Origin of the sequence: Protofrankia symbiont of Coriaria myrtifolia (genome assembly GCF_900634755.1) — a bacterium.
Taxonomy (GTDB): Bacteria; Actinomycetota; Actinomycetes; order Frankiales; family Frankiaceae; genus Protofrankia; species Protofrankia coriariae.
Genome location: NZ_CAAAFS010000245.1, coordinates 43,940 through 57,974, shown reverse-complemented (window position 1 = coordinate 57,974; position 14,035 = coordinate 43,940). Strand labels below are relative to the sequence as shown.

Here is a 14,035-nt window from a genome sequence, read left to right as displayed (position 1 = left end):
GCGAGTCCTTCAGGCGGCTGACGGTGCCGCCGGCGTCCAGGTATCGAAGCCGGCCTCCAGATAGCGTTTTCTGGCGGCGGCCCGCATGATCTTTCCGCTGCTGGTCTTCTGCAGCCGGCCGGGCAGGGTCAGTACCAGGTCACCCAGGGAAAGATCGTGCTCCCGTACCACCGCCGCCCGGATCGACGCGGTGACGTCCCGCACGTCCGCCTTCCGCCGTTGGTCGCCCCTGATTTCCTGCACGACGACGAGTTTCTCCCCGTCGGGGCCGAGAACCGAGAACGCGGCACATCCGCCGGATCTCAGCGCGTCGTGTGACGACTGGACGGTGTGTTCGATGTCCTGCGGGCAGTAGTTCCGCCCCCGAATGATCACGAGGTCCTTCAGCCTGCCCACCACGTACAACTCGCCGTCGACCACCAGGCCGAGATCGCCGGTACGCAGGTAGGTACGGCCGGGCTCACCGTCACAGGTGGCCCGGAACGTGTCGGTGGTCGCCTGCGGGCACCGCCAGTAGCCCTGCGCCACATGCTCCCCGGCGACCCAGATTTCTCCCACCCGGTCCGCCGGGCACGGGCGTTTCGTTTCGGGGTCCACGATCCGGAGCGTTTCTTCCGGGAGGATGAGCCCGGAGCCCGCGAGGGTCCGGGCGTGGCCGTTGGACGCCTCGGCATAGCGCCTGTCACCGAGCGCGTCGGCGTCCGCCTCGATGGTGCGCGGGCCGCGGCCCTTCTGGCTGCCGGTCACCAGCAGGGTCGCCTCGGCCAGCCCATAGCACGGGTAGAGCGTCTTCTCGCTGAATCCGTAGGACGCGAAGGTCTCGGCGAACCGCCGCAGTGTTTCGGGCCGAATGGGTTCGGCGCCGTTGAACGCGACCTTCCAGCAGCTCAGGTCAAGCTCCGGGATGTCTCCCCTGGCGGCCCGCGTGACGCAGGCGTCGAACGCGAAGTTCGGCCCGCCGCTGGTGTGGGCACGGTACCGAGAAATAGCCGACAGCCACAGAAGTGGCCACCGGATGAACGCCATCGGCGACATGAGGATGCTGGTCGCCCCGATCCAGAGGGGCTGCAGGACGTTTCCGATCAGCCCTTGGTCGTGGAAGAGCGGCGCCCAGCCGACGAACGTCGAGTTCCGGTCATGGCCGAATGCCTGACGTATCATCTCCTGGTTCGCGGCAAGGTTTCCGTGGGAGACCACGACCCCCTTCGGGTCGGATGTGGAACCCGACGTGTACTGCAGGAAGGCGATGGAGTCCGCCGAGCAGGGCGACGGGTCGAAACCCGTCTCCGCCATGTCGGTGATCCGGTCGACCGGAAGCCAGTGCGGGACCGTGTGGACCGGCTCCAGCGCGGATCGGGTGCTCTCGATCATGGCGTTGGCGGTGAGTACCGCGGAAGGCTCGCAGTCCCGCACGATGCGCAGCGTCGTGTCCTGCACCTGCTGCTTGCGCGGCGGGTTGACGGGTACCGCGACGACCTGCGCATAGAGACACCCGAAATATGCGACGATGAAATCCAGGCCTGGTGGGAAAACCAGCAGTGCCCGGTCGCCGGCACCGCAGCGCCGGCTCAGCCAGCCGGCCACGGCGAGCGCTCGCGCATGCAGCTCGCCATACGTCAGAACTTCTTTTTCTTTCTCGTACTCGTCCAGAAAGACATACGCTCTGCCGGTCGGCTCGAGGGCGGCGCGGCCGCGCAGGACATCCGGAAGCAACATTTTCTGCCGCGTCATTTTCCTTCCCCTGTCCGCGAGCGGATCCCGATCGGGCTCACCCCGGCGTCCCGGCGATTCAGACGATGCTTCTCGGCGCGACCCGGAGACTTGTCAGGCCGCGGACGATGAAACTGTGCTCCTGCCACTGGAGCTGCTCTGCCAGCGGTTCCAGGCGTTCGGTGCGTCGGTACAGGTGTTCGAAGGCAACCTCCGCCTGCAGCCGGGCCAGCAGCCCGCCCAGGCAGCCGTGCATTCCGTGGCCGAAGGCGAGATGCCCCTTCGCGTCACGGGTGATGTCGAACTCGTCCGGCCGGGCGAACACCGCGGGATCGCGGTTCGCGGCGCCGAGACACAGGAGAATCTGATCGCCTTCCCGCACCCGTTTCCCGCCGATGTCGACCTCACGCGTCGCGAGACGTTTGGTCATCTGCAGCGGGCTGTCGTAGCGCAACGCCTCCTCGACGGCTCCCGGCGCAAGCTCCGGCCGGCGGCGCAGGAGAGCGTCCTGCGCCGGATGCTGGAGCAGCGCGAGCAGACCGTTCCCTATCAGGGATTTCGTGGTCTCGTTGCCGGCGACAAAGCACATGATGCACACGAAGACGAGTTCTTCGTCGCTGAGCCTGTCGCCACCGGCGGTCCGCGCGGCGAGCAACTGGCTTATCAGGTCGTCACTCGGCCGGGACCGGCGTTCGGCAATAACGTCGTCCAGGGCCTGCGCGAACATTTCGACGACATCACACACCCGGGTGAAGTCCGTGGCCTTCATAAGCCCCGGCTCGAGCAGGAAGCGGATGTCGTGCGTCCACTGGCCGACGTGTGCACGCAGGCTGTCCGGGAGCAGCATCCAGTCGCACATGACCGTGACCGGCAGCGGCGCGGCGAAGTCGGCGATGGCGTCCATGCCACCGTCGTCCCAGGCCCGCTGTATCAGGTGCTCGACAGCCCGCGAGACACGGGGACGGAGTCTGGCTATTTCCGGTGCCGTGAACACTCGGTTCACCAGTCCGCGCAGCCGGGCGTGGTCCGGGTTGTCGGTGAAGACGAGCGACTTTCTGCCCAGCCGCTCGATTCGCGCCACGTTGTCCTGCGACAGCCGGCTCGCCTGCCGGCTGATCAGTTCAGGTATGAGCCCGGCGCTGAAGGTACGGTCGTGCAGGACGCCGCGCACGTCGGTGTGCCGCGTGAGCACCCACATGCCCAGCGCCCGGTGGACCGGCCGGGTGTCGCGAAGCTGCTGATAGAGCGGGTAGGGGGAGCTCCGGAACTCGGCGCTGAAGGGGTTGAACCGGACTGCCGCCGGCGTCGGACCGATGGTGGCGGCAACCGCCGCGCAGGGGGTCTCCACCGTCATTCCGCCCGCACCCCACGGCTGTCGAAGTATCCGCTCCGGAAGGGATGAAGAACAATTCTGAACAGGCAGATCTTGCCCATTCGGAAGCCGAGGGCGGACAGCTTCAGATAGCGCTCGTACCGGGCGACCACCTCCGGCCCGACGAGCCGGACGGCTTCGTCACGGCGCAGGCGCAGCCGGCGGGCCCACTCCTCGCACGTCCAGGCGTAGTCGAGCCGCCCGTTGCTCACCGACCGTATCTCGAAGACTCCCTCGGCGGCGGCCGTGATCTCCGCGAGTGTCGGTAGATCAGCGTCGGGAAATATCTCCTGCTGGATGAACCTGTTCGCGTCCGCGCGGGACATGTTCGCGTATGCGATCGTCTGCAGCGACAGCACACCGTCCCGGTTCAGCCAGCCGTGGCAGCGGGTGAAGAACTCCCGGTACAGACTGATCTTCTCGGTTGGCGAGTCGGTGGGCCGGGCAAAGTGCTCGAACGCACCGATGGATACGATTCCGTCGAAAGCGGCGTCCGGCTCGTAGTGCAGCCAGTTCTCCGTACGTACCTCCACACCCGGATATCCCTGGGAGCGGACGAAGGACGCCTGCTCCTCGCTGAGGGTGAGACCGACGGAGTGCTGAACCCGGTGTTCCTCCGCCAGCCGCCGCAGGACCGTGCCCCAGCCGCAGCCGATGTCCAGCGCGGTGCGGGCCCGGTCGGCCCGCACCGCGTCCAGGTGAAACCGCAGCTTCCTTTCCTGCGCGCTTTCGAGGGTGTCGTCCGAGCCATCCCGAAGCGCGCACGAATAGGTCAGCGAGTGGTCCAGCCAGAGGCTGTAGAACGCGTTTCCGACGTCGTAGTGGTGGCGGATGGCAGCCGCCGCCCCGGTCGTCCGGCCGATGTCGACTGATTCGACTGGTATGGTCATGACTACGCCACGCGCTGTTGGCTCTGCTCATACAGATACCCGGCGACCGCGTTGATGCTCGGGTTCTCGAACAGCGCCTCGGGAGCCAGATCGACGCCGTAGCGTTCCTCGACCTCGATCAGCAGGGAGACAGCGAGGGCGGAGTCGACACCCAGTCGGTCGAAGTCCGCGTCCGGGTCCACCGCGTCCACCGGTACCTCGAGGAGATGCGCGACATACTGCTGGCACCAGTCGGCAATCGCTTCCTTGCTCGGCTTCAACGTGCTCGCTCCTTATGCCGTGGTACTGGGGGCGGGCTTGCCGTTCCTGGATATACGGCTTGCTTTCATCCGCTCTTCGGACGGGCGCTTGACGTCCCATGCGAGACCACCGAGAGCAAGAATTTTTATGAGCCAGTAGCCCGGGTCGAGACGGTACCAGCTCAGCCCGAAAGAAGACGAGTCGGGAAAGGCATGATGGTTGTTGTGCCACGACTCGCCAAAGGTCAGCAGGGCAAAGATCCCGCCGTTCCTGCTGTTCTCCCTGGACTCGTACGGGTGGGTGCCGAACATGTGCAGGAAGGAGTTGATCGCCCAGATGATGTGTTCCAGGACGAACATCCGCACCAGGCCGCCCCAGAAGAGGCCGCTGACCGCCCCGGCCCAGCTCTGGTAGACGAGGCCGCCGACGAGCGCGGGGAGCGCGAGCCCGAGCGCGACCCAGTAGTAGTAGAGGCGGGCGACCCGGACCAGCGCACGATTCCTGATCAGATCAGGCGCGTAGTGGACGACGTTCGGGTACTCGTGACGACGCATCCACAGGAAATGGGAGTGGGCCAGGCCGCGTAGCCGGCCTTTCAGACCACCGCCGGCGAGATTCGGGGAGTGCGGGTCTCCCTCACGGTCACTGCACTCGTGGTGTCGCCGGTGCAGGGCGACCCAGGACACCACACCGCCCTGGCCGGCCATCGAGCCGAGGACCGCGAGCACGGCCACGACGGACGGCGCGGCCTTGAAGGTGCGATGCGTGAACAGCCGGTGATAACCGACGGTGACGCCCAAGCCGGTCACGACCCACATGGAAAAGAGCAGGGCGAGTTCGGTGACACCGATCGGGTGCACCGTGAGAAACGCGAGGGCGGCGGCGGTACCGGCAATCGGCAGGACGTCGAACAGCAGAAAATGGCGGCGCTGCAGGCGGTGCAGATAAGGACTACTGATCGTCTTCTTGCGAGGAGTGGATCCGACGGTCTCGAAATCGGACTCGGGAACATGGGTCGCGGGCCGTACGCCGACCATTCTCGACCGCCCCTCCTGGGTGCTGGACCTGAGGTTTCTTGAGTCGGGCCTCCTCGAATCGTAAGCTGCCGCGACCGGACACGAAAGGTGTACGGGAACCGCCGATCGCAGGATTGGAACTCGCTATCGGAGGACCGTCGGCGCCGAATCCGTGAGACGATCCGGCCGCTTGGAGTGTGGTCCGCCCTGGTGGGTCCCAAACAGGTCGAGCATGCTGGGAGGGCCGGCGGAAACCGGTGGGAGCATGCTGCTCCCCAGGTGCGCCAGGTATCGGGCTCAGGGTATCGGGCTCAGGCCTCCAGCGGCACCGACTCCAGCCGCTGCAGAAGTTCTTCGGCGAGCGATCGGAAGTCACGGTGGCATCGGCTGACGAGCGTCTGCGTACTGCCGAGCACGCCGTCCGCGGCCCGCAGATCGAACATAGGTTTGCGGGCGTCATGCGAGAGCGGCATCAGGCTCTGGTAGTTGCGTAGCGTTGCAATTTCATATGATTTTAGATTTATGTTTGCCGGCGGTTCATCCAGCACGTCCGACGCGAAGACCTGAGGAATACGGTCAAGTCACCGCTGATACGCCTTGACAGGGCGCTCCAGGCGCATCGTCGGCTGCATGATGACATCCGAGAAAGGCCGGTCGAGGATTCTTCCCTCGTCCTGGATGCTGGTGAGCCCGAGCAGCGCCTGATCCGAGGTATCGATCTCCCTGACCGGTTTACCGGACTTGTCGACGCCAATGATCAGATGCCCGCCACCCATCCCCGGAAGATCGTTGGCCAGGGCGCAGATCGCCTCACGGATGGCGTTGTGATCCCTGCCCTCCCGCTTGAACTCCAGGTTAGCGGTCTCCCGGGTGCCCAGGGTCATCGCAAGATCTGTTCCCATGGCGTCGATCCTGTCCTGCCCGTCGCGGGAAAATGTCACCCGCGGTGGCTACGGACGTGACAGGTCACACCTCCGTCTCCCCGCACGGATCGGCCGCGTGGTTCGCGCGCCGCCCGCGCGGCTCGTCTGGCGACTGGTCACTGGTTGTGCCAGGTGGGTGGGGTAACGCAGTCTTCTTGTCGGCAGAAGGATGTAGCCTCGGTCAGGAGGCGGGCCGAGATCGGGTAACCGAGATCGGGTAGTCGGATCGGATAGTCGGATCGGGTGGTGGGCGGGTAACGGGGAAGGGTTCGACGTCGTCGGCCGAGGGGCTGTGGGGCGTCGGGGCGGATGCCGTCCTGGTAGGCCGTCCGGTACGGGTCGTTGGCCGGCCGTCACGGGCGACCGGCGTCGGTGACGGAGACCGGCACACACGGTGACGGTCGACGTCGAGGGGATGGCTGAAGTCGAGGGCGGTCGCCCGAGATGCGCCCGGACGTGACGGCCGGACCACTCGGTGGGCCGGATCGGAACCGGAGGGCACGGATGGTCCATATACGCCGCAGGTCGGACGGTCTGCCGGTGGTGTGGGTCGAAGTGGCCATGATCGTTGTCTTCTACTACACCTACACCGCAACCCGGTCCGTGGCGGGCGGTTCCGTCCACAACGCGCTCGCCGTCGGCTGGGACATCATGCGTATCCAGGCCGACCTGCACCTCGACATCGAGCTCGGGCTCAACCACTGGCTGCAGGGTGTCCCCGCCCTTGCCGTGGCGTGCTGCTACTACTACGCGACGCTCCACTTCATCGTCACGCCGGCCGTCCTCGTCTGGCTCTACCGCAAACGAGCCCGCAGTTACCTGGCGGCCCGGTGGACGATCGTGTGCACCACCGTGATCAGTCTTACCGGCTTCTTCCTGGTTCCCACGGCGCCGCCGCGCCTGCTTCCCAGCGCCGGTTTCATCGACACGATGGCGTCGTTCCACAACTGGGGTTGGTGGGCCGGTGACTCCAGCGCCGCGCCCAAGGGGCTCGCCGGCATCACCAACCAGTTCGCCGCCATGCCGTCCCTGCACTGCGCCTGGGCGCTGTGGTGCGGCTGGAACATCGCTCGGCTGGCCCGGCACCGCGTGACCAGGGTGCTCGGTGTCCTCTACCCGGGCGCGACCATCTTCGTGGTGATGGCCACCGCCAACCACTACGTGCTGGACGTGCTGGGAGGCTGGTTCGCGCTCGGTCTCGGGGCCGTGGCGGCTGCCGTCGTGATGCGGCTCGCGCACGGGCAGCGGCGGTCCTCCGGACGTCCGACCGGCCACGGCGATCAGCCCGCTGGCGGTCCGGCCGACCGGGGCGACGGCCAGGAAGAGCAGGCGGCGCAGGTGGCGCAGGCCGAACAGCAGGAGCAGCAGGAGGAGCAGGCCGACGAGCCGGCTGGCGGGGCGGCTGACCGGTGTCCCCGGCAGCAGCCGCACCTGCCCCAGCCGGCCGCGATCGTCCGTGCCGGTGTTCCCGTACGCCCGGCGCTGGTGTGGCCACCCCGGGGATAGGCGGCGACCCGGTACGGATCACAGGTGTGTCGGTGTGCGAGAGTTGACCAGTGGTGAGCTGTTCCGCATGCTCCCGTCGACTGCAGTTGGGTCGTTCCTCCGCTGGCGCTGGCGTTGGCGCGTCCCGAAGACGGCTTCGGTCACGATGCCCCCGGCCATGATGTTCCCAATCACCACGATGTTTCTGATCACGATGCCCCCGGCCGTGATGCAATGTCCACGGCCCTGATGCCACCGGCCACGATGTCCCCTGATGTTCCGGCCGGCAGTTCCCGGTCAGCAGTCCCCAGCCAGCAAAGCCGTCCAGCCAGAGTCCATGCGGAGAGCAGTCGATGTCCTTGGCCCAGATCGTCGCGCTGAAGCGGCCCCGTCCGGTTGTGTTCTCCGTGTCCCTCGTCGTCGCCTGGCTGTTGTTGGCGTTGCTGGCGTTCGGGCTGCGGCGTGAGCCCATCGAGGACGAGCTTGCCGACCGGGCCGTCCTGGCGGTGCGTTCGCATGGCCAGGACGGTGCGCAGGTGAGCTTCGACGGCCGGGACGCCACCGTGCACGGCACGTTCCCCAGCCTCACGGACGCCGAGGCGGCCCGTCAGGCGGTGGCGGGGGTGTCCGGGGCGCGGACGGCCTCGTTGGGCAGTGACATCCACATCGCGCCGGCGCTGCTCCTCGCCGCCGCCAGGCCCTTTGTGATCGCGGTCGACGGTGACTCGCTCACCGTCACCGCTACCGTGCCCGACCGGGTCGCCCGTGAGCAGGTGCTCGGCGCGGCCGCGGCGGCGAGCACCGGCACGCTGACCGGGAAGGTGACGGTCGACCCCGCTGCGGCCGCGCCGCCGGTCACCGCTCTCGCGGACCTGGCCCGTACGCTCACGACGGTCGCCGGCGAGCACAAGGCGACGATCGCTGGTTCCTCGGTGGTGCTGGAGGGGAGCGTGGCGGACGCCGGGGAGGCGACCCGGCTTGGCGTGACCGTCCTCGCCGAGGCTCGTAGGACACTGCCGGCCGCCACCGTCGACAACCGTCTCACCGTCCGGTCGGTCACCCCGGCCCTCCCGGCGGCCGGCGGGGCCGCGACAGCGCCGGCTGCCGGCGCGACCACGCCGCGGTCGGTGACCGACACGAGTGCACCGCAACCGGCGGCCGGTGCGACCACGCCGCAATCGGTGGCCGGTCGTCTCGCCAGCGTCGTCGCCACGGGACGGATCACCTTCGCGACGGACAGTTCGGAACTGACCGAGGCCGACCGCGTTCACCTCGACCGGATCGCGGCGGTGCTACGGGAGAGCGAGCTCAGCGTGCTGCTGGCGGGGCACGCCGACGCACGGGGGCCGGGTGTCCTCAACGAGACGTTGTCCCTGGCACGGGCGCGGGCCGCCGCCGCCTACCTGGCCGACCAGGGCGTGTCCGCGGACCATCTGCGGGCCGCCGGGTTCGCCTCGGAGCATCCGGTGGCGACGAATGCCACCGAGGCCGGGCGCGCCGCCAACCGCCGGGTGGAGATCTCCGCTCTCGTTCCGTAGCTCCCACAGACCCGCCCCGATGAACCGGCCGAATGGCCTGGACCTTTGGCCCGGCCTTTGTCTGGCGACCTGGCCTTTGTCCGGCTGCTCTGGCCTTTGCCCGACCGGGATCCCCGGCTTCTGGATCTCTGGCTCCTGGAACCTTGTCCGGGCCCTGCCCGTCAGCCGCCGCTGTCCCGTGGGCAGGGACAGGGCAGGGCAGGGCGGGACGGTCGGCCGGGAGCGGTCAGGACGGTTACTGCGATCCGCAGGTGTCCGAGCGGCGGGTCACCATCGGGCGCATCACGGCGACTATCCGGGCCTGTAGGGCCAGCCTGGTGACCTGCACCGCCAGCAGGACGAGCAGGCCGCCGATGACGCCGTCCACCCAGTAGTGGTTGGCCGTGGCCACGACGACCGCGGTGGTGGCCACGGGCTGGGCGATGGCGAGATAACGCCATCGGCTGTGCAGGACGGTGACCACGACCCATGCCTCGATGATGGCCCAGCCGATGTGCAGGCTCGGCATGGCCGCGTACTCGTTCGCGAAACCGTCGCCCTGGGCGTAGGGCGACGGGCCGAATATCGCGCCGGTGTCGATCAGACCCGTCATCGCCATGGGCAGCAGGCGCGGTGGGGCGAGCGGATACAGGATGTGGATCACCAGGGCCATGCCTGTCGCGATGATGATCACATTGCGGACCCTGGGCCAGATGAAGCGGTGTCGGACGAAGACCCAGACGAGCAGCGCGATGGCCGCGGGGAAGTGGACCGCGTAGTAGAACTCGTTGATCAGGATCGTCGCGTAGTGGGAGTGCAGGACCAGTTGCTGGACGGCTGCCTCGTCAGGCAGGCGCAGACACCGTTCCATGTTCCAGACCGCGATCCCGTGCGACAGGGCTTCGGCCTGATGGCCGTCGACGATGTGTCGGCCGAAACGGTAGACCATGAATAACAGGCCGAGCAGGACGGTCTGGGTGGCCGCGTAGCCGGCGGTGCCGAGGGCGCGACGCCCTCGTCGTGCCCCACCGGTCGCGGACGGTGCGCCGGCTGTGGGCCGGGAGTCGGCCGTGGCGCTGGTCGCGGGCAGCGTGGGCTGGGCGTCGGCCGTCGTCACGGATAACGGGCCGATCGTGCGCGGAGAGAAGCGGTTATGCTCGTCACTGACCCGATCGTCGAATCTTCGGCCTATATTGGACAATGGCGGGCGATATCGGACAATATGGGCCTATCTGGTTGGTCCACAGCACATTGTGCCCCCCTTCACGAAACGAGACCGTACCGTACTGCAATACCGTATCCGGATGCCTGGTCGGGTCTGCCGTCGGGTGTGATCCGCGTCTCTCGGAAAATCGTGTTCCGCGGTGGGTGGCCGTTGTTTTCGGTGGTGCCGGGCGGGTCCGTATGTCAGGCCGGCTCCGCCACGGCCCTGATCGGCCCGTTGTGGTCGGCTGGTGACGTGGTGCTCACTCGTCCCTGCTTGCCTCCGATCTGTCCCTGTGGGATTCTTGTGTCAGGTCTTTATTAGGGAAGGTTTAACTTAGCTACGAGCACTCGCTGTCATTGATCCGACCGTATGCGGCAGTCGCGAGCTGCCGGTTCCGGAATATGGGACGGGGTGCTCTCTCCAGAGCGTGGTGAGGTGCGGTGCTGGTCTGTTCGTGCTTTGCTGTCTCCGAGCGGACGTTGCGCGGCGTGATTGAGTCGGGCGCGTGCGACACAGGCGAGGTGGGTGACGTCTGTGCCGCGGGCACCGGCTGCGGTGGATGCCTCGACGAGATCGAGGAACTGTTGACGGATTACCGCCGTGGCTGTCCGGTTGTGTCATCGGGCTGACATAGCGGAGGTTTTCACGTGAGGGGCGATCCGGAGATTGTCGAACTGCTCAACCGCGTCCTCACGAATGAGCTGACGGCCGTCAATCAGTACTTCCTGCACTCTCGGATGCAGCTCAACTGGGGTTACCGACGGTTGGGCAAGCATACCTACGACGAGTCGATCGACGAGATGCGCCACGCCGACAAGCTGGTGCATCGCGTGCTGTACCTGGGTGGGCTGCCCAACCTCCAGCGGCTGAATACGCTTCGTGTCGGTGAAACCGCTGTCGAGCAGCTCAATTCCGACCGTTCGCACGAGATCGAGGCATGCGGTCTGCTGCGGGAGGGGATTGTCCTGACCCGCTCGCGTGACGACGTCGGATCCGCTGTCCTCCTGGAGGACATTCTCACCTCCGAGGAGGAGCACATCGACTGGCTGGATGCCCAGCTCGAACTGGTCTCCCAGCTCGGCGAGGCGCACTATCTCGCCCAGCAGATCCACGACTGACGCCGCTGCCGACGCAACCACCACCGCGGGCCGAAGGCGGCGCGATCATGACTTTGCGCGCTGTCGGCGGCCCGCGATTGTCGATGGGCCGAATGGGGCGCGGATGATTCGATCATGGTTTTTCGTGCCGCTGGATGCCAGGAGTTCCCGGGCGTCGGAAGACACACCCGCTACCACGGCCTGACGTTCTGTACGCACCTGCCTGCCGCTACACTCGCCATGCGATCGGGAAGGCCATGCGATCCATGAAGATAGCGTGACCAGCCGAGATGTGCACCGGGCTGACAGGCGCGAGGAGATCCGTTGGTCGCTAGCATGGCCGGCTCCGTGGCTGACGTGGTATCCACTGGGCTACTGGTGGTAACGTCCGACAGTCGTGTGGTCTGGGCGAACCGAGCCCTGCTCGATCTGGTGGCCACCGGCGGTGGTGCCGCGTACGACGATGTCGCCGGTACCGTGCGTGATCACGTCGGGCGCGACAGCGCTGACGCCACCGAGCACAGTGGCGTGGGGCCGGCGGGCACGGCGGACGGCGGCTACCCGTGGGGTGAGTCGGACGCCGATCCGGTGTACTCCGCCCGCGTGGCGGTTGCCGAGGCCGGGCTGCCGCTGACCGGGGTCGTCCCCGACACCGGGTCCCGGCAGGCCCAGTGGCAGGCGCCGGACGGCACTACCCACTGGTTGGAGGTCCGGGCCCGGACCCTGATCGGCGGCCGTCCCGCCGGGTTCGGGCAGACGATTGCCGACAGTTTCGTCCTCTACGAGATCACTGATGTCACGGAGCGGCGCCACGAGGAGGAGACGCTGCGGCTGCGCGAGCGGTGGCTGCGTCATGTCGAGACGATCGCCCGTACCGGTATCTGGGAATGGGACCTCGTCACCAACGAGATGGAGTGGTCCGACGAGCTGCTGGCCATGCTCGGCTATCCGACGGACACCCGGATCGACTACGACGCCTTCCGGCTGTTGGTGCACCCCGACGACCGGGCGACGGTCGAGGACGCGTTCGACCAGGCGATCACCACCGTCACCCCGGTCGAGGTCACCCTTCGTATGTATCTGGCCGACCGGGTGACCGAGTGCGTGCTGGAATGGCGGGGGGACGTCCTCACCGGCGACTCCGGCACGCCGATCCGGATCATGGGTACGGCCCACGATGTCACCGAGCTGGTCCGGATACGCCACGAGCTCGCCCACGTGTCCGTGCACGAGCCGCTCACCGAGGTGCTCAACCGGCGGGCGGTGACAGTCCTGTTGACCGAGCGGCTGGCCACCGGGGTCGACCGCACCGGCGCGCTGCTGCTGGTCGACATCGACAACTTCAAGATCGTCAATGACCTGCGCGGCCACTCGGTCGGCGACACGGTGATGCGCTCGGTCGCCCAGCGTCTGGCGGAGACGCTCCCGGCCGCCGCCATCGGCAGGCTCGGTGACGACGAGTTCGCGGTGGTCCTGCACAGCGGCGACGGGCTGGAGGCGCTGGCCGTCGCGGACACCCTGCGTGAGCAGGTCGCCCGATATGCGATCATGGTGGACGGTTTCGCGGTACGGGTGACGGTCACTGTCGGCGTCGTGCCGCTGTCGGCCGTGGGCGACTGCGACACCGCGCTCGCCCATGCCGGGCTCGCCCTGACCGAGGCCAAGGAGGCCGGACGCAACTGCGCCAAGCTGTTCACCGCGGAACGGCACGAGTACCTCACCCGCCGTGCCCTGATGGTGCAGCGGGTCCGGGACGCCCTCGACGCCGGCCTGCTGACCCTTCAGGTGCAGCCCATCGTGGACCTGGCCTCGCACGAGGTGCAGGGATACGAGGTGCTGCTGCGGCTGCACGACGGCCAGCATCCCGAGATCGGTCCGGCCGAGTTCATGAGCGTGCTCGCGCACAGCGACCTGGTCCTGAGCCTGGACCGCTGGGTGGTGCAGCAGACGGTGGCCGCGCTCGCCTCCGTCGCCGCCCGGGGGGAGCGGCTGCGCCTGCACGTGAACATCTCCGGCCGGTCGGTCGAGGACGCAGGCTTCGCCGACTTCGTCCTGTCCGAGCTGCGCGCGGCCCGGGTCGACCCGTCCCAGCTCGGTATCGAGATCGCCGAGAGCGTGGCGGTCGCCGCCGCGGACGCGGTGCGCCAGCTCGCCGAAACCCTCACCGGCGCGGGCTGCCGGTTCACCCTGGACGACTTCGGGGTCGGGCTGGGATCGTTCGTCTACCTGCGGAACCTGCCCTTCACCAACGTCAAGATAGACGGCGACTTCCTGCGGCACGTCGACACCTCCCCGGCCGACGCGGTGCTGGTGGACGCGGTGGTCCGCGTCGCCCGCTGCCTGGGCATGTACACCATCGCCGAGAGCATCGACCGGGAGTCGCTGGCGCCGGCCCTGCGTGACCTCGGGGTGGACTACGCGCAGGGCTTCCACCTCGGGCCGCCCCGCCCGTTGACGGAGCTGCTGGCCGGGACGTCCGACGCGGATCCACAGACCCACGAGGCCGGTCTCAACAGCTTTCTCGGCTGACAGCAGGGCCTGCCCCGGCTGACGGCAGGCCTGGCCCGGCCTGGTGGGA

The 14,035-nt window shown here is 67.6% G+C and carries 13 protein-coding genes; 5 read left to right on the top strand and 8 right to left on the bottom strand.

Features of this window, described 5'->3' with window-relative positions; genetic code table 11:
• Positions 1–9: 9 nt before the first annotated feature.
• The 7 genes from CM1CMNOD_RS13925 to CM1CMNOD_RS13900 all read right to left on the bottom strand — a co-directional run bounded on the left by CM1CMNOD_RS13925 (position 10) and on the right by CM1CMNOD_RS13900 (position 6,130).
• A complete protein-coding gene (locus tag CM1CMNOD_RS13925) occupies positions 10–1,731 on the bottom strand; it encodes a fatty acyl-AMP ligase (protein WP_013874239.1) in 1,722 nt (573 codons plus the stop codon).
• A 58-nt stretch (positions 1,732–1,789) separates the two neighbouring features.
• A complete protein-coding gene (locus tag CM1CMNOD_RS13920; protein WP_013874238.1) occupies positions 1,790–3,064 on the bottom strand; it encodes a cytochrome P450 in 1,275 nt (424 codons plus the stop codon).
• Entirely contained in the window at positions 3,061–3,972 is a 912-nt protein-coding gene (locus CM1CMNOD_RS13915) for an SAM-dependent methyltransferase (protein ID WP_013874237.1), read from the bottom strand. Before CM1CMNOD_RS13915 ends, CM1CMNOD_RS13920 begins: the two co-directional genes overlap by 4 nt.
• A gap of 2 nt (positions 3,973–3,974) precedes the next feature.
• A complete protein-coding gene (locus tag CM1CMNOD_RS13910; RefSeq protein WP_013874236.1) occupies positions 3,975–4,232 on the bottom strand; it encodes an acyl carrier protein in 258 nt (85 codons plus the stop codon).
• A 12-nt stretch (positions 4,233–4,244) separates the two neighbouring features.
• A complete protein-coding gene (locus tag CM1CMNOD_RS13905) occupies positions 4,245–5,249 on the bottom strand; it encodes an acyl-CoA desaturase (protein ID WP_013874235.1) in 1,005 nt (334 codons plus the stop codon).
• 290 nt (positions 5,250–5,539) lie between these two features.
• Positions 5,540–5,701, bottom strand: coding sequence for a hypothetical protein (locus CM1CMNOD_RS21840; protein ID WP_165001433.1), 162 nt, complete (start codon positions 5,699–5,701; stop codon positions 5,540–5,542).
• Between the two features lie 108 nt (positions 5,702–5,809).
• Positions 5,810–6,130: an AlbA family DNA-binding domain-containing protein gene (locus tag CM1CMNOD_RS13900; protein WP_085948561.1), complete on the bottom strand. Its 321-nt coding sequence runs from the start codon at positions 6,128–6,130 to the stop codon at positions 5,810–5,812.
• Between the two features lie 525 nt (positions 6,131–6,655).
• On the opposite strand from CM1CMNOD_RS13900, the gene CM1CMNOD_RS13895 reads away from it, so the two are divergent.
• Both CM1CMNOD_RS13895 and CM1CMNOD_RS13890 read left to right on the top strand, forming a co-directional pair.
• On the top strand, positions 6,656–7,657 hold the full coding sequence (locus CM1CMNOD_RS13895) for a phosphatase PAP2 family protein (RefSeq protein WP_013874234.1): 1,002 nt from the start codon (positions 6,656–6,658) through the stop codon (positions 7,655–7,657).
• A gap of 332 nt (positions 7,658–7,989) precedes the next feature.
• A complete protein-coding gene (locus tag CM1CMNOD_RS13890; protein ID WP_013874233.1) occupies positions 7,990–9,174 on the top strand; it encodes an OmpA family protein in 1,185 nt (394 codons plus the stop codon).
• Positions 9,175–9,409: 235 nt separating this feature from the next.
• Here the strand turns inward: CM1CMNOD_RS13890 and CM1CMNOD_RS13885 are convergent, their stop codons facing one another.
• Complete coding sequence (locus CM1CMNOD_RS13885; RefSeq protein ID WP_013874232.1) at positions 9,410–10,270, bottom strand: phosphatase PAP2 family protein; 861 nt, start codon at positions 10,268–10,270, stop codon at positions 9,410–9,412.
• Between the two features lie 530 nt (positions 10,271–10,800).
• On the opposite strand from CM1CMNOD_RS13885, the gene CM1CMNOD_RS13880 reads away from it, so the two are divergent.
• The 3 genes from CM1CMNOD_RS13880 (at position 10,801) to CM1CMNOD_RS13870 (ending at position 13,986) form a co-directional block, all read left to right on the top strand.
• Complete coding sequence (locus CM1CMNOD_RS13880) at positions 10,801–10,989, top strand: (2Fe-2S)-binding protein (protein WP_013874231.1); 189 nt, start codon at positions 10,801–10,803, stop codon at positions 10,987–10,989.
• A gap of 18 nt (positions 10,990–11,007) precedes the next feature.
• On the top strand, positions 11,008–11,478 hold the full coding sequence (gene bfr / locus CM1CMNOD_RS13875) for a bacterioferritin (RefSeq protein ID WP_013874230.1): 471 nt from the start codon (positions 11,008–11,010) through the stop codon (positions 11,476–11,478).
• Between the two features lie 378 nt (positions 11,479–11,856).
• The gene (locus tag CM1CMNOD_RS13870) at positions 11,857–13,986 is read left to right on the top strand and encodes a putative bifunctional diguanylate cyclase/phosphodiesterase (RefSeq protein WP_165001716.1); all 2,130 of its coding nucleotides are present in this window, start codon (positions 11,857–11,859) and stop codon (positions 13,984–13,986) included.
• Positions 13,987–14,035: the final 49 nt, after the last annotated feature.

Excerpts from the sequence above, each read along its gene's own strand:
- CM1CMNOD_RS13925 (WP_013874239.1), bottom strand. The coding sequence starts at position 1,731 with ATGACGCGGCAGAAAATGTTGCTTCCGGATGTCCTGCGCGGCCGCGCC.
- CM1CMNOD_RS13920 (WP_013874238.1), bottom strand. The coding sequence starts at position 3,064 with ATGACGGTGGAGACCCCCTGCGCGGCGGTTGCCGCCACCATCGGTCCG.
- CM1CMNOD_RS13915 (WP_013874237.1), bottom strand. The coding sequence starts at position 3,972 with ATGACCATACCAGTCGAATCAGTCGACATCGGCCGGACGACCGGGGCG.
- CM1CMNOD_RS13905 (WP_013874235.1), bottom strand. The coding sequence starts at position 5,249 with ATGGTCGGCGTACGGCCCGCGACCCATGTTCCCGAGTCCGATTTCGAG.
- CM1CMNOD_RS21840 (WP_165001433.1), bottom strand. The coding sequence starts at position 5,701 with ATGCCGCTCTCGCATGACGCCCGCAAACCTATGTTCGATCTGCGGGCC.
- CM1CMNOD_RS13900 (WP_085948561.1), bottom strand. The coding sequence starts at position 6,130 with ATGGGAACAGATCTTGCGATGACCCTGGGCACCCGGGAGACCGCTAAC.
- CM1CMNOD_RS13895 (WP_013874234.1), top strand. The coding sequence starts at position 6,656 with ATGGTCCATATACGCCGCAGGTCGGACGGTCTGCCGGTGGTGTGGGTC.
- CM1CMNOD_RS13890 (WP_013874233.1), top strand. The coding sequence starts at position 7,990 with ATGTCCTTGGCCCAGATCGTCGCGCTGAAGCGGCCCCGTCCGGTTGTG.